This is a genomic window from Serratia sp. TSA_130.1 (assembly GCF_052691795.1).
Window position 1 is genome coordinate 1 of the sequence record NZ_JBQZFS010000006.1, and the last position, 19634, is coordinate 19634.

Consider the following 19634-nt stretch of genomic DNA (forward strand, 5'->3'; position numbering starts at 1 on the left):
CGGATTTTTTCGGCAAAAGAGCGAAAAAGCGGCGAATTTATGTCACTTTTTCAGGCAAACAGCCATAAAAGCTGGCGATCACTGGAGTAAAATAGAAATAACGATGTCAGTAAGGATCCGCAGCCATGCCATTAAATGCACAACAACAGGCCGCCCAACGCAATCTTTCTTATCTGCTTGCAGAGAAACTCGGCCAACAAATTCTGGCAGGCGATTATCAGGCCGGCAGCATCCTGCCCGGTGAAATGGAACTGGGCGAGCAATTCGGCGTCAGCCGCACCGCGGTGCGCGAAGCGGTAAAGATGTTAGCCGCCAAAGGCATGTTGTTGCCGCGCCCGCGCATTGGCACCCGCGTGATGCCGCAAAGCCAATGGAATTTCCTCGATCAGGATTTACTGACCTGGTGGATGACGCGGGAAAACTTCGATCAGGTGATGCAACACTTCCTTATATTGCGCACTTCGTTGGAACCGCAGGCCTGCGCGTTGGCGGCAGACCACGCCAGCCCGCAGCAAACCAAACTGCTGGCGGAACTGATGGCGGAGATGCGCGCGCTGCATACCCAGTTTGATCGCGAGCGCTGGATCCAGGTCGATACTCAATTCCACCAGCTCATCTACGAGGCCAGCGGCAATCCGTTCCTGACCTCGTTCGCTAACCTGTTCAGTTCGGTTTATCAGAGTTACTTCCGCGCCATCACCGGCAATGAAGTGATCAAGCTGCGCCACCATCAGGCTATCGTCGATGCGATACTCGCCGGAGACAGCGCAGGCGCCCTCGTCGCCTGCCAAGTTTTGCTGAAAGAGAAAGACTAGACACGCTCCCCGCTTATAGATAGAAGAAAGAGATGAGGGAGAGACGACCATTTAACCAGGACCGACCATGACCCAATCCGCGCGCAGTATGGCAGGACTCCCGTGGATCGCCGCAATGGCGTTCTTTATGCAGGCGCTGGACGCCACCATCCTCAACACGGCGCTGCCGGCGATCGCCCACAGCCTCGGGCACTCGCCGCTGGCGATGCAATCTGCCGTCATCAGCTATACGCTGACGGTGGCGATGCTGATCCCAGTCAGCGGTTGGCTGGCGGACCGCTTCGGCACCCGCCGCGTGTTCATCTTCGCCGTCACGTTATTCACCCTCGGTTCGCTGTTGTGCGCCCTATCCCCCACGTTGAGCGTACTGGTTGCCTCTCGCGTGCTGCAGGGCATCGGCGGCGCGATGATGATGCCGGTCGCGCGACTGGCGCTGCTGCGCGCCTACCCGCGCAGCGAACTGTTGCCGGTGCTGAACTTCGTCACCATGCCCGGCCTGGTCGGGCCGATTCTGGGGCCGCTGCTGGGCGGCTGGCTGGTGACCTACGCCACCTGGCATTGGATTTTCCTGATCAATATCCCTATCGGCCTGCTCGGTATCTTCTATGCGCGCAAATACATGCCGGACTTCACCACGCCCAAGCGCCGCTTCGATTTTCTTGGCTTCATGCTGTTCGGCCTGAGCCTGGTGCTGATCTCCACCGGGCTGGAGCTGTTTGGCGAGCGGGTACTGGCAAGCTACGTTTCGCTGGGTATTCTGCTCAGCGGCTTTGTGATGCTGTTCGGCTACATCGCGCACGCCCGCCGTCACCCTCAGCCGCTGATCGGTCTCGACCTGTTCAAAACCCGCACCTTCTCGGTCGGCATCGCCGGCAACGTCGCCTCCAGGCTGGGCACCGGCTGCGTGCCATTTTTAATGCCGCTCATGCTGCAGGTAGGATTCGGCTATACGGCGATCGTCGCCGGTTGCATGATGGCGCCAACCGCCATCGGCTCGCTGATGGCGAAATCCACCGTCACTCAGGTGCTGCGCTGGTTCGGCTACCGTAAAACGCTGGTCGGCATCACCGTTATCATCGGAGCGCTGATCGCGCAGTTCGCCCTGCAGAGCCCAGGCATGCCGCTGTGGCTGATGATCCTGCCGCTGTTCGTACTGGGCATGGCGATGTCCACCCAGTTTACCGCCATGAATACCATCAGCCTGGCGGATTTGAACGACGCCAACGCCAGCGCGGGCAACAGCGTCCTGGCGGTCACTCAGCAGCTGTCCATCAGCTTCGGCGTGGCGATCAGCGCGGCGGTGCTGCGTTTTTACGAATCCCTGTCGTTAGGCACCATGATCGACCACTTCCATTACACCTTTATCACCATGGGGATCGTCACCGTGGCGTCGGCGCTGGTATTTATGTTGCTGAGAAGGAAAGATGGCCGCAACTTGATCAGCGGCCAGGAAAGCAAGAAAGAAGCGAAGGCGGCCAGTTAACGGCGGCCCACCGAGGCGCGTTCCACCAGCTCGGGCGTCAGCACCAGCACCTGGGGCGCGCGCTCCGGGTTTTGCAGGCGGTTGATCAGCGCATCGATCGCCAGCTCGCCCAGCGAATCCTTCGGTTGATGAATGGTGCTCAGCGGCGGCGCCAGATAACGCGCCAGTTCAATGTCATCGTACCCCATCACCGCCATATCCTGCGGCACGGAAAGCCCGGCCTGATACAGCGCCTGATAAACGCCTACCGCCACCGCGTCGTTGCCGGCGAACACCGCATGCGGCGGCTCTTCCAGCGCCAGCAGTTGGCGCATGGCGGTCACGCCGCCTTCAAACTCAAAGTCGCAATGCACTTCATACCCTGGCGGGATCGGTAATCCGGCGCGCCGCATCGCATTGCGATAGCCTTCCAGCCGGTGACGAGCGGTGGTTTTATCCTGCGGGCCGGCGATGCAGGCGATCTTGCGGTAGCCGCGGGCGATCAGATGATCGGTCGCCATCTCGCCGCCCAGCAGCGAGTTATCCTGAATAATGTCGTTCGCGCCCTCGAACGGCGCCCAGTCCATCATCACGATCGGCAGTGACGGGTAACGGCTCAGAGCATCTTGCGATGGTCGGTGGTTTTCGGTGCACATCAACAGCAAACCGTCGACGCGCTTTTGCAGCAGCGTCTCCATACTGCGGTTCATGCGCGCGGCGTCTTCTTCGGTATTGCACAGGATCAGACTGTAGCCGCGTTCATAGCAGCTGCGCTCCACGCCGCGCACCACTTCGGCATAAAACGGGTTGTTGCTGGCGGTCACCAGCATGCCGATGGTGCGCGTCTGATTGAGCTTCAGGCTGCGCGCCAGCGCGGAAGGCGCATAGTTCAGCTGTTCCACGGCCGCCATGACCTTGTCGCGCACGCTGTCGCTGACAAAGCGATTGTTGTTGACCACATGCGACACGGTAGAGGTTGAAACGCCCGCCAGGCGGGCGACATCTTTCATGGTGGCCAAAGGATCACCCCTGCTGCTGCAAGAAGGCGTCGATCTCTTCACGCCACGGCACCGAAGGCTGCGCGCCGGGGCGGGTCACGGCGATCGCCGCCGCCGCATGGGCGAAACGCACCGCGTCGGCCATGACTTTGCCTTCCAACAGGGCAGTCACCAGCGCACCGTTAAAGGTATCGCCGGCGGCGATGGTATCCACCGCTTGCACCTTGAAGCCGGGCACCAGTTTGCCGTTGCCGTTTTCGCTCAGCCACACGCCGCGGCTACCGAGGGTGATGATCACCGTCGCGATGCCCTTGTCGTGCAGCGCCTGCGCCGCACGCGCCGCATCCGCGTCGTTGTCCACGGCGATGCCGGTCAGGCGCTGGGCTTCGGTTTCATTCGGGGTGATCATATCGATCATGCCCAGCAGCTCGTCAGGTAGCTCACGCGCCGGGGCCGGGTTGAGGATCACCTGCGTATGATGTTGCTTCGCCAGGCGGGCGGCGGCAATCACCGTCTCCAGCGGCGACTCCAGCTGCATCAGCAGGGCATCGGCGTCGATCACTTTTTGTTGGTAGCGCGCCAGGTAATTCGGCGTCACCGCGGCGTTGGCGCCGGCATCGATGCCGATCACGTTCTCGCCTTCGGCGTTGACGAAGATTAGCGCCACGCCGGTGGTGCTGTCGGCGATGGCTTCAATCGGCTGGGTATCAATGCGATCGCTCGCCAGCTGCCGGCGGACACGTTCGCCGATATCGTCGGCACCCACGCAGGCGATAAAGGCGATCTTCGCCCCGCTGCGCCCGGCCGCCACCGCCTGATTCGCGCCCTTGCCGCCAAACGCCACCTTATACTGTTTCCCGATCACCGTTTCGCCCGGGTGGGGGAACTGTTCAATATTGAGGATATGGTCGGCATTGATGCTGCCAAGAACCACCAGCTTACCTGTTTCCATCGCATTGATTCCTGAATTGCGCGCCATCGTAAACGCCCCGTTCCGATGGCGCTGGTATGACTTACTGAGTGACCAGTTTCAAATCGACCGGGATGGTCGCCGGCACTTTTTCGCCTTTCAGCACTTTATCGGCGGTTTCCACGCCGATCACGCCGATCTGATCGGGACGCTGCGCCACGGTCGCCGCCAGCTTGCCGCCTTCGACCGCTTTCACGCCGTCGGCGGTGCCGTCGAAGCCTACCACGATCACGTCGGTTTTACCGGCGGTTTGCAGCGCGCGCAGCGCACCCAGCGCCATTTCATCGTTCTGGGCGAACACCGCCTGCACATCCGGGTGCGCGGTCAGCAGGTTCTGCATTACGTTCAGGCCCTTGGTGCGATCGAAATCGGCCGGCTGGCTGGCCAACAGTTTGAATTTATTCTGATCCAGCGACTGCTTGAAGCCTTCACCGCGTTCACGCGCGGCAGAGGTGCCGGCGATGCCTTCCAGCTGAATCACCTTGGCATCGGCGCCCACTTTCTTGGCGATGAAATCACCGGCCATTTTGCCGCCCACGCGGTTGTCCGAAGCGATGTGGCTCACCACGTCACCCTTGCTCGCCACGCGGTCCAGCGTGATGACCGGGATCTTAGCCTGGTTGGCCATCTTGATGGCGTTACCCACCGCGTCGGAGTCGGTCGGGTTGATCAGCAGCAGCTTGGGCACGCGCACCATCAGATCCTGCACGTTGGCCAGCTCTTTCGCCGGGTTATTCTGGGAATCCAGCACCACCAGGTTGTAGCCCAGCTTGTTGGCCTCTTGCTGCGCGCCGTCCTTCATCGAGACGAAGAACGGGTTGTTGAGGGTGGACACTACCAGCGCGATGGTGTCTTTAGCCATGGCATTGGCGCTCAGGGTGGCGCTCAGCGCGATGGCGGAGGCTAAGGTTGCCAGTTTTTTCATTTTCATCATCGTGATTCCTGTAGGGGGAGGTTACTTGTTGCTTTTGTTATCTACCAGAACCGCCAGCAGTATCACCACTGCCTTCACGATCATTTGGTAGTAGGAAGAAACACCCAGTAAATTCAGGCCGTTGTTCAGGAAGCCGAGGATCAGCGCCCCGATCAGCGTGCCGACGATGCGGCCCTTGCCGCCGGCCAGGCTGGTGCCGCCCAGCACCACGGCGGCGATGGCGTCCAGCTCATAGCCGGTGCCGGCGGTCGGCTGCGCCGACGACAGGCGCGCCACTTCGATCACCCCGGCCAGCGCCGCCAGCAGGCCGCACAGCGAGTAGACGATAATCTTCACTTTATCGACGCTGATGCCGGACAGGCGGGTCGCCGCTTCGTTGCCGCCCAGGGCATAAATATAGCGGCCCAGGCGCGTATGGTGCAGCATATACCAGGCGGCGATGAACACGATCGCCATGATCCAGATCGGCGTAGGCACGCCCAGCGGGCGGCCGATACCGAACCAGCCGAAGGTATCGGCCACGTCGGTGAAACCGGTGTTGACCGGGCTGCCGTTGGTGTACACCATGGTGACGCCGCGCAGCAGCAGCATCATCACCAGCGTGGCGATAAAGGCCTGCACTTTGCCTTTGGCGACGATCACCCCAGTGCAGGCGCCAATCGCGGCGCCCAGCGCCAAGGCCGCCGCCACCGCCACCAGCGCGTTGACCTCAAAGCCGACGATCGACGCCGCCACCGCGCCGGTCAGCGCCAACAGCGATCCCACCGACAGATCGATGCCGGACGTGAGGATCACCAGCGTCATCCCCACCGCCATGATGGCGTTCACCGAGGTCTGCTGCAGAATATTGAACAGGTTGTTCAGGGTGAAGAAGTTCGGGCTCATGGAAGAGACCACGGCGATCAGCACCAGCAGCGCAATCAACGACTTCTGCTCTAACAGCCATTCTTTACTGAACCAGCGCTTAGCTGCGATAGTCTGGGAACTCATATCTGATTACTCCTGCTTTACGCCGTATTGCTTGCCGACGGCTGCCGCCATCAACGCTTCCTGGGTGGCCTGTTCAATCGGGAACTCGCCGCTGAGATGCCCTTCGTGCATCACCAGAATGCGATCGCTCATGCCCATCACCTCCGGCATTTCCGAAGACACCAGAATGATGCTCAGCCCTTCCTGCTTGAACTGGTTGATTAACTGATAGATCTCTTTTTTCGCCCCGACATCGACGCCGCGCGTCGGCTCATCGAGGATCAGCACCTTCGGCCGGGTCATCAGGCCGCGGGCGATCGCCACTTTCTGTTGATTGCCGCCGGAAAGCAGACCTATCGGCTGCTCCATCGACGGCGTTTTGATATTGAACAGGCGGATGAAGTCCCCCACCGCCTGCCGCTCGTCGGCCTGTTTCAGGCTGCCGTCGGCGCGGCTGAAGTAGCGCAGCGCGGTCAGAGACATGTTTTCCTTTACCGACATGCCCAGCACCAGGCCGTCGCGCTTACGGTCTTCCGAGATATAGACGATGCCGTTCGCCAATCCATCCTGCGGCGAATGGGTGACTACCTCGCGGCCGTCGAGGTTGACGGTGCCGGCCTTGCGCGGCGCGGCGCCGTACAGAATCTTCATCAATTCGGTGCGCCCGGCGCCCATCAAGCCGGCCACGCCGAGGATCTCACCGCGATACAGCGTAAAGCTGACGTCTTCAACGCCGGGGCCGGAAAGGTGGCTGACTTCCAGCCGCTTTTCCCCGCGCGGTAAATCAAGGCGCGGGTATTGTTCTTCCAGCTTGCGACCGACCATCATTTCAATCAGCGAATCTTCCTGCAGCTCGCTCACCGGCCGCTCGGCGATGAACTGCCCGTCGCGAAATACCGTCACGTCGTCGCAGATTTCAAAGATCTCTTTCAGACGGTGCGAGATATAGACGATGCCGCGCCCTTCGGCCTTCAGCTCGTTGATCACCTTGAACAGCGAGGCGGTTTCGGTGTCGGTCAGCGCATCGGTCGGTTCGTCCATGATGATCACTTTCGATTCGAAGCTCAGCACCTTGGCAATTTCCACCATCTGCTGATCGCCAATCGACAGCTCACCCACCAGCCGGTGGCTGCTGTAGCGCAGGTTGAGGCGCGCCAGCAAGCGATCGGCCTCGGCGTACATGCGCTTCCAGTCAATGCGGCCGAAACGGTTGACGAACTCGCGGCCGAGGAAGATGTTTTCCGCAATCGTCAGCTGCGGGATCAGGTTCAGCTCCTGATGAATAATGCCGATGCCCGCTTCCTGCGAATCTTTAGGCCCGTTGAACGCCACCTCTTTACCGAGAAAATACTGACTGCCGGCGTCTTTCTGATAGATGCCGGTCAGCACTTTCATCATGGTGGACTTCCCGGCGCCGTTTTCCCCCACCAGCGCCATCACCTTGCCGGGATAAACGCTGAGAGCGGCGCCGGAAAGCGCCTTCACGCCGGGAAAGGCTTTATCAATCCCTTTCAGTTGCAGTAAAGGTTGCATAAACGCCTCAGAAAGTTACGCCGGCGCACAGGATCACGTTCGCGTAAGGCGAACACTCCCCACTGCGGATCACCGCCCGGCTGTGCTCGGTTTGCGCTTTAAACGCCTGATGGCTGATATAACGCACGCCGATGGTATTGCCCTGGCGTTGGCCCAGTGCGGTCAGTTCAGCCAACAATGCCTCGTGGAGCGACGGATTTTGTTTCACGATTTCTTCCGCCAGGATGGCGCTTTCTACCTGCATCTCTTGCGTGACCGCCGCGAACACCTGCATGAAGGTCGGCACGCCCTGCGTCAGCGCCAGATCGATGCGCTGCGTCGCCGCCGGTATCGGCAAACCCGCATCGCACAAGGTGAGCTGATCGGTATGCCCCAGCCGGGCAATCACGGCAGACACGTCGGAATTCAGTAATACGCCTTTTTTCATCTTCTCACTCCGCTAGCGAAACGTTTCGCTCTCTGGAGGAGTGTAAAAAAACGGCAGGGGAAGGCAACCCGGACAATGCAGAAGTGTGATCGTCATCGAAACGTTTCGTTCGCGCACGGAGAAAGCGCAAACAAAAGGGGCTCAGCCTAGCTGAGCCCCTGTCAGGCGGGTTAGATCTCGACCTGCGTGCCGAGCTCGATGACCCGGTTCGGCGGGATTTCGAACTGATCCGGCGCGCGCAGCGCATTGCGGCTCAGAGCAACGAACAGTTTGCCGCGCAGGTAGAGGTACCATGGCCGCTTGGTGAGGATCAGCGATTCATGGGACATGAAGAACGACGTCTCCGACATGCGGCACGGCAACCCTTCCAGCCCGCAGCGGTGGAACACTTCCTCCACGTTCGGCGTTTCGCGCCAGCCGTAGCTGGCCACCACCCGCCAGAAGGTCGGCGACAGCTGCTCGATGGTCACCCGGCGCACGTTGTGCACGTAAGGCGCATCCTCGGTGCGCAGCGTCAGCAGCACCACGCGCTCGTGCAGCACCTTGTTGTGCTTCAGGTTATGCAACAGCGCAAAAGGAATGACGTTGGTGGCGCGCGACAAGAAGACCGCGGTGCCCGGCACCCGTACCGGCGGCGATTTCTCCAGCGAGGCAATCATCGCCTCCAGCGAGTTGCCGTGCTCATGCAGACGACGCAACAGGCGGAAACGCTCGCTCTTCCAGGTAGTCATAATGATGAACATCACCAGCGCCAGGGTCAGCGGCAGCCAGCCGCCGGAGAACAGCTTCAGGGCGTTGGCGGAGAACATCGGCACGTCGATGATCAGTAAGATGGTTACGATGCCGATCGCCAGGAGGCGGTTCCAGTGCCAGTTATTAATCGCCACCGAAGTGACCAGTATGCTGGTCAGCACCATGGTGCCGGTGACGGCGATGCCGTACGCCGCCGCCAGGTTGCTGGAGTGTTCGAAGCCGATGATCACCAGCACCACCGAGATATACAGCGTCCAGTTGATCACCGGAATGTAGATCTGGCCGGATTCCATTTCCGAGGTGTGAATGATGCGCATCGGCGACAAATACCCCAGGCGCACCGCCTGGCGAGTTAGCGAGAAGACGCCGGAAATCACCGCCTGCGAGGCGATGACAGTTGCCAGGGTTGCCAGAATCAGCAGCGGGATCAGCGCCCAGTCGGGCGCCAGCAGGAAGAATGGGTTTTTGATCGCTTCAGGGTTTTTCAGCAGCAACGCCCCCTGGCCGAAGTAGTTGAGCACCAGCGAAGGCAGCACCACGGTGAACCAGGCCAGGCGGATCGGGAACTTGCCGAAGTGCCCCATGTCGGCATACAGCGCCTCAACGCCGGTGATCGACAGCACCACCGCCCCCAGCGCGAAGAACGACACCTTCTTATATTCCATAAAGAAGTTGAGCGCCCATTTGGGATTCAGCGCCTGCAGCACTTCCGGGTTCGAAATGATGCTGCGCGCGCCCAGCACCGCCAACACGATGAACCACAACAGCATTACCGGGGCGAACAACTTGCCGACGCTGCCGGTGCCGTGTTTTTGGATAACGAACAGCAGGGTCAGCACCAGAATCGAGAGCGGCACGATATAGGCGTCGAGCGCAGGCGCGGCGATTTCCAACCCCTCTATCGCCGACATCACCGAGATCGCCGGGGTGATCACCACCTCGCCATAGAAGAAGCTGCCGCCGATCAGGCCCAGTATCACCAGCACTGCGGTGGTGCGCGCCGAGGTATTGCGCCCGGCCAGCGACATCAGCGTCAAAATGCCGCCTTCGCCGGCGTTGTCCGCCCGCATCACGTAGGTGAGATATTTGAGGGAAACTATCACGATCAGCATCCAGAAAATCAGCGACAGGAAGCCGAAAACCACGTCTGGACGAACATCGAAGCCGTAATGGCCGGAGAAACACTCTCTCAACGTATAGAGAGGACTGGTGCCGATATCACCGTAGACCACGCCGATGGCAGCCAGGGTTACCGCCGATAGGGACTGCTTATGCTCTGCGCTCATAATTCGTTTCTTTATCAGAACATCCGTTAGCGATGCATCCGCATCAGGCAAAATACGGGCTCAAAGATCCGTCACGCCCACCAGAAAGCCGCACAGTATGCACCATTTATACGGCTTGCCTACCCTTATATCAGAGCCGAAAAATAAACAAAATGTGAACCGGATATCCGACTCAACTGAGAAAATTTTTACTAATCAATAAGCTATACCATTAAAAATAATGGTGGTTTATCATCGAATTATCGACCAAGATTGGCTAACTCTCGGACAATACGACGATTATATGACGCCATCATCCCTTCTGGCAGAACGAATTTCCCGCCTCAGCAGCGCGCTGGAGAGCGGCCTTTATGAGCGGCAAGAGGCGATCCGCCTGTGCCTGCTGGCGGCGCTGAGCGGCGAAAGCGTATTCTTGCTCGGCCCGCCCGGCATCGCCAAGAGCCTGATCGCGCGCCGGCTGAAGTTTGCCTTCCGCAACGCTCGCTCTTTTGAATACCTGATGACGCGCTTTTCCACGCCGGAAGAGGTCTTCGGCCCGCTCTCGATTCAGGCGCTGAAAGATGAAGGGCGCTATCAACGCCTGACCGCCGGCTATCTGCCGGAAGCGGAGATCGTGTTTCTGGACGAGATCTGGAAGGCCGGCCCGGCGATCCTCAACACCCTGCTGACGGCGATCAATGAACGGCGTTTTCGCAACGGCAACAGCGAAGAACCGATCCCGCTGCGCCTGCTGGTCACCGCTTCCAACGAACTGCCCGAAGCGGACAACAGCCTCGAAGCCCTGTATGACCGCATGCTGATTCGCCTGTGGCTGGACAAGGTGCAGGATAAACAGAATTTCCGCTCGCTGCTGGTCAACCGCCAGAGCGAAAGCCAAAACCCGGTGCCGGCGGCGCTGAGCGTCAGCGACGAAGAGTTTCTGCAGTGGCAGCCGCAGATCGATAAGGTGGCGCTGCCGGAAGCCTGCTTTGAGCTGATTTTCCAACTGCGCCAGCGGCTGGACGCGCTGGAACAGGCGCCGTACGTCTCCGATCGGCGCTGGAAGAAAGCCCTGCGCCTGCTGCAGGCCTGCGCCTTCTTCAGCGGGCGCGACGCCATCGCCCCGCTCGATCTGATGCTGTTGAAAGACTGCCTGTGGCACGATCTCACCTCGCTGAAGCTGCTGCAACAGCAGATCGATCAACTGCTGACCGAATCGGCCTATCAGCAGCAGTCGATGTTGATCCAACTGCAACAGATCCATACCCGCTGGATGCAGGACCAGCAGCAACAAAGCGACCGACAGGCCATCAGCCTGGTGAAAAAAGGCGGGATGTTCAGCCGCAAACCGCAATACGCGCCGGCCACGCCGTTCGCCGGCGGCACCCTCACCCTGCTGCTGCAAAAACCGCTGCAGCTGCATGACATTCAGGTCAATCATCTGAGCATCGAAAGCAGCGCGCTGGACAACTGGCTGCAAAAAGGCGGCGACGTGCGCGCCAAGCTGAACGGCATCGGCTTTGCGCAGCCGATCGACCTGGAAGTGGACGATCAACTGCACCTCACGGTGTTGGACGTCAGCCGCCAGCCGTCGCTGCTGGCGCTGCCGGGCAAACAGGCTACCGCTACGCCGCAGGCGCTGCTGGATGAAATGGACGCATTGGCCCAGCACCTGGCGGAACAGCGCCGCGCCTTCAGCCAACATCAGCCCTGCCTGTTCACGTCCGCCGCCGGTCTGGCCAAGATCGAAGCCAGTTTGCTGCAGGTCGCGGAACAGGTTAAACAGCAACAGCAGCAAATGCGCGGCCAGTAACCATGCTCAGTCTGGAGACGCTCGATCTGCTGCTGGCGATCACCGAAGGCGAGATGATCGAGGAGATGATCGTCGGCATGCTGGCCGCGCCGCAGCTGTCGGTATTCTTTAAAAAGTTTCCGGCCCTACGGCGGGCGCTGGATCGCGATCTGCCGCGCTGGAAGCTGCAGCTAAAGGAGCGTTTGCAGGAGGCCATGGTGCCGCCGGCGTTGGCGCAGGAATTTTACCGCTACCAACAGTGCCAGCTGGAGAACAATACCCAGTTCTATCACAACCTCAACGACACGATGGAGCTGCTGCGCCAGCTGGTTTCCCCGTTTTATGAACAGGCGCGCGCGCTGGTGGACGCCGCCGATCTGCCCAATCATCCGTTGGACGACAGTTTTCAAACGCTGTTTCTGCAGCGCTGGCGCATCAGCCTGACGCTGCAGGCCACCATGCTGCACCACCAGTTGCTGGAACAAGAGCGTGAGCAGCTGATGGCGGAACTGCAGGAACGCCTGGCGCTGAGCGGCGCGCTGGAACCGCTGCTGTCGGAAAACGACACCGCCGCCGGCAGGCTGTGGGACATGAGCAAAGGCCAGCTGCAGCGCGGCGATTACCAGCGGCTGGTGGAGTACGGCAACTTTTTGCAGCAGCAGCCGGAGCTGAAAAAGCTGGCGCAACAGCTGGGCCGCAGCTATCAGGCCAAAGCGGTGCAGCAACAGGACGCGCAGCCGGAGCCGTTCAGGGTTATGGTGCAGGTGCCGGCCACGCTGCCGGAAGAAGTGAGCGGCATTCATCAAAGCGACGACATTCTGCGCCTGCTGCCGCCGGAGCTGGCGACGCTGGGGATTGAAGAGCTGGAATTCGAGTTTTATCGCCGCCTGCTGGAAAAGCGACTGCTGAGCTACCGCCTGCAGGGCGACGTCTGGCAGGAACAGATCCTGATCCGTCAGGTCACCCACCAGCAGCAGGATCAGCAGCCGCGCGGGCCGTTTATCGTCTGCGTGGACACCTCAGGATCGATGGGCGGCTTCAACGAACAGTGCGCCAAGGCGTTCTGTCTGGCGCTGCTGCGCATTGCGCTGGCGGATAACCGCCGCTGCTACATCATGCTGTTCGCCAACCAGATCGTACATTACGAACTCACCGCCGCCAGCGGCATTGAGCAGGCGGTGCGTTTTCTCGGCCAGCAGTTTCGCGGCGGCACCGATCTGGCGGCCTGCCTGAACGCCACCGTCACCAAAATGGCGGAGAGCGGCTGGTTCGATGCCGATGCGGTGATCATTTCTGATTTTATCGCCCAGCGGTTGCCGGAGGAGGTAATAAAGAAGGTGAAACAGCAGCAGCAAAGCCACCAGCAGCGTTTCCACGCGGTGGCGATGTCCGCCTACGGCAAACCCGGCATCATGCGCATCTTCGATCACATCTGGCGCTTCGATACCGGGTTGAAAAGCCGGTTGATGCGCCGCTGGCGGCGCTAGGCAGAATCAGAGCAGGCCTTCAACCGCGCCGCGCACTTCCGGTGACCACACGCCGCACTGCACCTGGCCGATATGCGACAGCTGCAACAGCAACATCACCAAACGCGACTGACCGATGCCGCCGCCGATGGTCTGCGGCATATCGCCGCGCAGCAACGACTGATGCCATTCCAGCTTCATGCGATCTTCATCGCCAGTCAGCGCCAGCTGATGTTTCAGCGCCGCGGCGTCGACGCGGATGCCCATGGAAGAAAGCTCGAAAGCGTCCTGCAGCACCGGGTTCCACACCACGATATCGCCATTCAGGCCCGCCAGGCCATCCGCCGTCGGCGTGGTCCAGTCATCATAATCCGGCGCACGCACATCGTGCGATTTGCCGTGCGACAGCTTGCCGCCGATGCCGATCAGGAACACCGCGCCAAATTCTTTGGCGATCGCCCGCTCACGCCCTTTGGCGTCCAGATCCGGATAGCGCTGCAGCAGGGTTTCGCTGTGCACGAAGTGGATCTGTTCCGGCAGGAACGGGGTCAGGCCATGCTCACGGCTGACTTCCGCTTCCGTCGCCTTGATCGCGGCGTAAATGCTGCGCACGGTACTTTTCAGATAGTCCAGACCGCGCTCACCGTCGCCCATCACCCGCTCCCAGTCCCACTGATCGACGTACACCGAGTGGATTGGCGTCAGGCGGTCTTCATCCGGGCGCAGCGCCTTCATATGGGTATACAGGCCTTCGCCGGCACCGAAATCGTAGCTGCCCAGGGTTTTGCGTTTCCATTTCGCCAGTGAGTGCACCACTTCGAAGGTGGCGTCCGGCAAAGTTTTGACTTTGACCTGCACCGCTTTCTCGCTGCCGGAGAGGTTATCCTGCGTGCCGTCGCCCAGGCGGCTAAGGATCGGGGCCTGCACTTCGATCAGACCGAGCTGCTGTTCCAGCTGGCGGGAGAAGAAGGATTTGACCTGGCTGATTTGTTGTTGTTTTTGGATAAACTGTTTTTTCATTGCCGTATCTCTTGTAAACCTGTCTCTGTTGCCATCGATTAAGCAACAAAACGATACGCCAATTCAATATCCGTTAATCAATATTGCCTTTTCACTTTTAATCGTTCATTTTTACCCGGACTGAATTCAACAATCGTTAATTAATGGGGGATTAAATGGCGGAAATTTATCAGATCGATAATCTCGATCGCGGCATCCTCAACGCCCTGATGGACAATGCGCGCACACCGTACGCCGAACTGGCGAAAAACTTCGCCGTCAGCCCCGGCACCATTCACGTGCGGGTGGAGAAGATGAAACAGGCCGGGATCATCACCGGCGCGCGTATCGACGTCAGTCCCAAACAGCTGGGCTACGACGTGTGCTGCTTTATCGGCATCATATTAAAGAGCGCCAAGGACTACCCTTCGGCACTGAAGAAGCTGGAAAGCCTGGAGGAAGTGGTGGAAGCCTATTACACCACCGGCCATTACAGCGTCTTTATTAAAGTGATGTGCCGCTCGATCGACGCGTTGCAACAGGTACTTATCAACAAGATCCAGACCATCGACGAGATCCAGTCCACCGAAACGCTGATCTCGCTGCAGAACCCCATTATGCGCACCATCGTGCCGTAACCCGCCAAATTGCATACCCACATTATCCACAGGTAGATCCCAGCCGATTCACAGCGTACAATGCAGCCACTTTGAGTGAGAAGGTTGGGATCGTTGGTTCATGGCAGACATTACTCTGATCAGTGGCAGTACGCTTGGCAGCGCCGAATACGTGGCTGAACATTTGGCTGAAAAGCTGGAAGACGCGGGTTTCTCTACCGAGATGCTGCACGGCCCTGAACTGGATGAGCTGCCGTTGACCGGTCGCTGGCTGGTGGTCTCTTCCACGCACGGCGCCGGCGAACTGCCGGATAACCTTCAGCCGCTGTTGGAACAGATCGCAGAGCAGCAGCCGGATCTTTCCGAGGTGCAGTTCGGCGCCGTCGGTTTAGGCAGTTCGGAATACGACACCTTCTGCGGTGCGATCAAACAGATCGACGATCTATTGATCGCCAGAGGCGCTAAAAGGATCGGCGATCGTCTCGAGATCGACGTGACCGAGCATGAAATTCCCGAGGATCCGGCCGAGGAATGGGTAAAAAACTGGATTAATTTACTCTAATTCGTCTAAAGATCGTGCGAACGATTGTGGATAACTAAGCTTAAAAGCAGGGTAAAAGCCGTAGTTATCCCAATAACAACCGTAGTGCGCTTTTTGTCCTGTGTATAACAAGCCTTTTAGATCCCAGCTTATCTGCGTCGGGATCACCGATCATTCACAGCAAACGATCCTCCTTAATCTGCTGATCTTCATCGTGAATAGTCACTTATCCACAGAGGATCGCGATCCTAATAAGAGATCTAATAAAGAGATCTTTAAATAAAAAAGATCTTCTTTTAATTACCGACGATCCTGACCACTTGGTCGATCGTCTAAACTTGAGTAGAATCCCCGACCCCAGGGCAAATACGATCGTTCGCAATACGGCGAGGTGCAGTTCCATGTTTTATCCAGATCAATTTGACGTCATCATCATCGGTGGTGGCCATGCAGGTACCGAGGCCGCCATGGCCGCGGCGCGCATGGGACGTCAGACTTTATTATTGACACACAATATCGACACGCTGGGACAGATGTCCTGTAACCCGGCGATTGGCGGTATTGGTAAAGGGCATCTGGTTAAGGAAATTGATGCGCTCGGCGGCCTGATGGCGACAGCGATCGACCACGCCGGCATACAGTTTAGGATACTAAACGCCAGCAAAGGCCCAGCCGTTCGCGCCACACGCGCTCAGGCGGATCGCGTGTTGTATCGCCAGGCTATCCGTACCGCGTTGGAAAACCAGCCCAATCTGATGATCTTCCAACAGCCGGTTGAGGATCTGATCGTCGAAAACGATCGCGTCGTGGGCGCCGTCACCCAAATGGGCCTGAAATTCCGCGCCAAAGCGGTGGTATTGACCGTAGGCACCTTCCTGGACGGCAAGATCCATATCGGCCTGGAAAATTACAGCGGCGGCCGCGCCGGGGATCCGCCTTCGATCTCGCTGTCTCAGCGTTTGCGTGAACTGCCGCTGCGCGTCAACCGCTTGAAAACCGGGACACCGCCGCGCATCGACGCCCGCACTATCGATTTCAGCGTACTGGCGCCGCAACACGGCGATACGCCGGTGCCGGTATTCTCGTTCCTGGGCGATGCCAGCCAGCATCCGGAACAAATGGCGTGCTATATCACCCATACCAATGAAAAAACCCATGACGTGATCCGCAATAACCTCGATCGCAGCCCGATGTATGCCGGGATCATCGAAGGGATCGGCCCACGTTACTGCCCGTCGATCGAAGACAAGGTCATGCGCTTTGCCGATCGCAACGCGCACCAGATCTTCCTCGAGCCGGAAGGCCTGACCAGCAATGAGATTTACCCTAACGGGATCTCCACCAGCCTGCCGTTCGATGTGCAGATGCAGATCGTCCGTTCGATGGAAGGAATGCAAAACGCGCGTATTATTCGCCCTGGTTATGCTATCGAGTACGATTTCTTCGATCCGCGCGACCTGAAACCGACGCTGGAAAGCAAATTCATTCAGGGGCTGTTCTTTGCCGGTCAAATCAACGGCACCACCGGGTATGAAGAAGCCGCCGCACAGGGGCTGCTGGCCGGTCTGAACGCCGGTCGCTTCGCCGCCGAGCAAGAAGGCTGGGCGCCACGTCGCGATCAGGCTTATCTCGGCGTGCTGGTGGACGACCTCAGCACCCTCGGCACCAAAGAACCGTACCGCATGTTTACTTCACGCGCCGAGTATCGTCTGATGCTGCGCGAAGACAACGCCGATCTCCGCCTGACAGAAAAAGGCCGTGAACTCGGCCTGGTGGACGACGTGCGTTGGGCGCGCTACAGCGAGAAGCTGGAGCGGATCGAACGTGAACGTCAGCGCCTGCGCGACATCTGGATGCACCCGCACGCCGAGAACGTCGAACAGGTCAATGCGTTGCTGAAAGCGCCGCTGTCACGCGAAGCAAACGGCGAAGAGCTGCTGCGCCGTCCGGAAATGGACTACGCGCAATTGACCGCCACCGAGGCCTTCGCGCCGCCGTTGGACGATGTACAAGCCGCCGAGCAGGTTGAGATCCAGGTCAAATACGAAGGCTACATCGCTCGCCAGCAGGAAGAGATCGAAAAACAGCAGCGCAACGAGAACACCGTGTTGCCGTTGGATCTCGACTACCGTCAGGTTTCGGGGTTGTCGAACGAAGTGATCGCCAAACTGAACGATCACAAACCGAACTCCATCGGCCAGGCTTCACGCATCTCCGGCATTACGCCGGCGGCGATCTCGATTTTGCTGATTTGGCTGAAAAAGCAGGGGCTGCTGCGCCGCAGCGCATAAATCCCGCATCCAGGCGGCCGTTTGCTCAACCCGTAGCCAAACGGCCGCTGACATCACCTGCGCGCTGAATTATCATAGGCGCCTCATTGCGCCAGCTAACCATCCGCTGGTCGTTCAGCGCCTGCCAGAGGATCCGTTGTGCAAAAAAAATTAGACTCGCTGCTCGCGGCAGCAGGCATTGAGCTGCCCGATCAGCAGAAACAGCAGCTGCTGGGCTATGTCGGCATGCTGGATAAGTGGAACAAGGCTTATAACCTCACGTCGGTGCGCGATCCGCAGCAAATGCTGGTGCGCCACATCCTCGACAGCATCGTGGTCAACCCGCATCTGCAGGGATCGCGTTTTATCGATGTCGGCACCGGCCCCGGTTTACCGGGCATTCCGCTGGCGATCGTGCGTCCGGATGCGCATTTCACGCTGCTCGACAGCCTGGGCAAGCGCGTGCGTTTCCTGCGCCAGGTGCAGCATGAACTGGGCCTGAACAATATCGAGCCGGTTCAGAGCCGCGTTGAAGCGTTTCCGGCCGAGCCGCCGTTCGACGGCGTGATCAGCCGGGCGTTCGCTTCGCTGCAGGATATGCTGTCCTGGTGCCATCACCTGCCGGCGAAAGGGCAGGGGCGTTTTTACGCATTGAAAGGCGTGCGCCCGGATGAAGAATTGGCGCACCTGCCGGAGGGCGTTAGCCTGGAGTCTATCGTGCGGTTGCAGGTGCCTGAACTGGAAGGCGAACGCCATCTGGTGGTGCTTAAGGCAAACTGAGTTTGTTTTTGATCAAACAAGCGTGAATTAACGGTAGTACGGCGTGTAAAGGTAAGCAGGCTAATTAGTTGGTCGCTTTTTTTAGTTAATTTACTTTCTATTAACACAAAAAACGCGGCTAATTAGCGACAATAGAGTAATTGCAATTAGAAATAGTCACGTTAGCAATCATGTGCGAAAGATTGGCCTTTGCTGCTAATGTTAATTGGCTGTTGGAATATTGCCCCGTTGCTTGTCAATAAAAGGTTTTCATCGGGTATACGGATTGTTTTTGAACAGTTAACTGATAATGTTTTGATTTATATAATCTTTTGATCGCTCAAATTGCTAAAGACGGTTTGATTGTCCATCGGCTATAAATCAGTGAAGGGCATTATTGTGATCGGCTTCGCGTTTCTAAACGCAACGCTGGAATAATCAGACAATTAAATGCGCCCTATTATTCCGACCGTTTTCTTGTGAAAATAGGCTGGAATAGGGAAATTTAAATAATTGTTCACCTTTTCGCTACTTATCGATTGAATTCGTTGGTATGCCCCGTATAATTTGCTCGTTTTTTGCTGCTTGACTCAGGACAGCAAAAACAGTTGTATACGTCACTCAGCATACCCCCTCTGGGGTACGGAGAGAACAAACGTCATGTCTGTGTCCCTATACAGCGGGAAAGTCGCACGCAAACTGCTGTTTTTGCAGTTAATGACTTTTGTTCTGATCAGCGTTGCTTTCTGGCTGAAAAGCCCGGAATGGAGCGCTTCGGCGTTGGCAGGCGGTCTCGCCGCCTGGTTGCCGAGTGCAATGTTTATGCTGTTTGCCTTGCGCCATCAGGCGCAAACGCCGGCGCCCGGTAGGGTTGCCTGGTCGTTCGCCATTGGCGAGGGGCTAAAGGTCGTGATCACCATCGTTTTGCTGATCGTGGCGCTGGGGGTGTTCAAGGCGGAGTTTATACCGCTTGGCCTGACCTATTTAGCGGTGTTAGTGGTGCAGATAGTGGCACCGGCCGTGATTAACAGTTACCGAACTTAACTAAATAAGGGTAAGAGGCA

General features: G+C 58.4%; 17 protein-coding genes. 9 read left to right on the top strand and 8 right to left on the bottom strand.

All coding sequences use genetic code 11. The features are described 5' to 3' along the window. The first annotated feature begins 125 nt into the window (after positions 1–125). Entirely contained in the window at positions 126–815 is a 690-nt protein-coding gene (locus ACUTQY_RS18905; protein WP_033652336.1) for a FadR/GntR family transcriptional regulator, read from the top strand. Between the two features lie 67 nt (positions 816–882). After that, on the top strand, positions 883–2298 hold the full coding sequence (gene mdtD, locus ACUTQY_RS18910; RefSeq protein WP_033645165.1) for a multidrug transporter subunit MdtD: 1416 nt from the start codon (positions 883–885) through the stop codon (positions 2296–2298). Here the strand turns inward: mdtD and rbsR are convergent. The 7 genes from rbsR to kup form a co-directional block, all read right to left on the bottom strand. Continuing rightward, entirely contained in the window at positions 2295–3296 is a 1002-nt protein-coding gene (rbsR, locus tag ACUTQY_RS18915) for a ribose operon transcriptional repressor RbsR (RefSeq protein ID WP_042785608.1), read from the bottom strand. The genes mdtD and rbsR overlap by 4 nt on opposite strands. Before the next feature lie 4 nt (positions 3297–3300). After that, a complete protein-coding gene (gene rbsK / locus ACUTQY_RS18920; RefSeq protein ID WP_046687983.1) occupies positions 3301–4227 on the bottom strand; it encodes a ribokinase in 927 nt (308 codons plus the stop codon). Between the two features lie 61 nt (positions 4228–4288). Further along, positions 4289–5176, bottom strand: coding sequence for a ribose ABC transporter substrate-binding protein RbsB (gene rbsB, locus ACUTQY_RS18925; protein ID WP_046688559.1), 888 nt, complete (start codon positions 5174–5176; stop codon positions 4289–4291). 24 nt (positions 5177–5200) lie between these two features. Further along, positions 5201–6169: a ribose ABC transporter permease gene (gene rbsC / locus ACUTQY_RS18930; RefSeq protein ID WP_025304730.1), complete on the bottom strand. Its 969-nt coding sequence runs from the start codon at positions 6167–6169 to the stop codon at positions 5201–5203. Positions 6170–6175: 6 nt separating this feature from the next. After that, on the bottom strand, positions 6176–7681 hold the full coding sequence (gene rbsA / locus ACUTQY_RS18935; RefSeq protein ID WP_033652332.1) for a ribose ABC transporter ATP-binding protein RbsA: 1506 nt from the start codon (positions 7679–7681) through the stop codon (positions 6176–6178). Positions 7682–7688: 7 nt separating this feature from the next. Then, positions 7689–8108, bottom strand: coding sequence for a D-ribose pyranase (gene rbsD, locus ACUTQY_RS18940; protein WP_033645162.1), 420 nt, complete (start codon positions 8106–8108; stop codon positions 7689–7691). Positions 8109–8278: 170 nt separating this feature from the next. Beyond that, on the bottom strand, positions 8279–10147 hold the full coding sequence (gene kup, locus ACUTQY_RS18945) for a low affinity potassium transporter Kup (RefSeq protein WP_046687985.1): 1869 nt from the start codon (positions 10145–10147) through the stop codon (positions 8279–8281). A 283-nt stretch (positions 10148–10430) separates the two neighbouring features. Here kup and ravA point away from each other — a divergent pair, with 283 nt between their 5' ends. Both ravA and viaA read left to right on the top strand, forming a co-directional pair. Next, on the top strand, positions 10431–11939 hold the full coding sequence (gene ravA, locus ACUTQY_RS18950; protein ID WP_128868648.1) for an ATPase RavA: 1509 nt from the start codon (positions 10431–10433) through the stop codon (positions 11937–11939). Positions 11940–11941: 2 nt separating this feature from the next. Then, the gene (viaA, locus tag ACUTQY_RS18955; RefSeq protein ID WP_004933781.1) at positions 11942–13405 is read left to right on the top strand and encodes an ATPase RavA stimulator ViaA; all 1464 of its coding nucleotides are present in this window, start codon (positions 11942–11944) and stop codon (positions 13403–13405) included. Positions 13406–13411: 6 nt separating this feature from the next. Here viaA and asnA read toward each other — a convergent pair whose 3' ends face one another. After that, on the bottom strand, positions 13412–14404 hold the full coding sequence (gene asnA / locus ACUTQY_RS18960; protein WP_046687987.1) for an aspartate--ammonia ligase: 993 nt from the start codon (positions 14402–14404) through the stop codon (positions 13412–13414). 155 nt (positions 14405–14559) lie between these two features. Here asnA and asnC point away from each other — a divergent pair, with 155 nt between their 5' ends. The 5 genes from asnC (at position 14560) to atpI (ending at position 19614) form a co-directional block, all read left to right on the top strand. Beyond that, positions 14560–15021 (top strand): transcriptional regulator AsnC, encoded by a 462-nt coding sequence (asnC, locus tag ACUTQY_RS18965; RefSeq protein ID WP_004933786.1) that lies wholly within the window; start codon positions 14560–14562, stop codon positions 15019–15021. A gap of 100 nt (positions 15022–15121) precedes the next feature. After that, entirely contained in the window at positions 15122–15562 is a 441-nt protein-coding gene (mioC, locus tag ACUTQY_RS18970; protein WP_016929621.1) for an FMN-binding protein MioC, read from the top strand. A 380-nt stretch (positions 15563–15942) separates the two neighbouring features. Further along, complete coding sequence (gene mnmG / locus ACUTQY_RS18975; protein ID WP_033645158.1) at positions 15943–17832, top strand: tRNA uridine-5-carboxymethylaminomethyl(34) synthesis enzyme MnmG; 1890 nt, start codon at positions 15943–15945, stop codon at positions 17830–17832. A gap of 138 nt (positions 17833–17970) precedes the next feature. Continuing rightward, entirely contained in the window at positions 17971–18591 is a 621-nt protein-coding gene (gene rsmG / locus ACUTQY_RS18980; protein WP_025304738.1) for a 16S rRNA (guanine(527)-N(7))-methyltransferase RsmG, read from the top strand. A gap of 639 nt (positions 18592–19230) precedes the next feature. After that, positions 19231–19614 carry a F0F1 ATP synthase subunit I gene (atpI, locus tag ACUTQY_RS18985; protein ID WP_004933796.1) on the top strand — a complete coding sequence of 128 codons (384 nt, stop codon included), beginning with the start codon at positions 19231–19233 and terminating at the stop codon, positions 19612–19614. Positions 19615–19634: the final 20 nt, after the last annotated feature.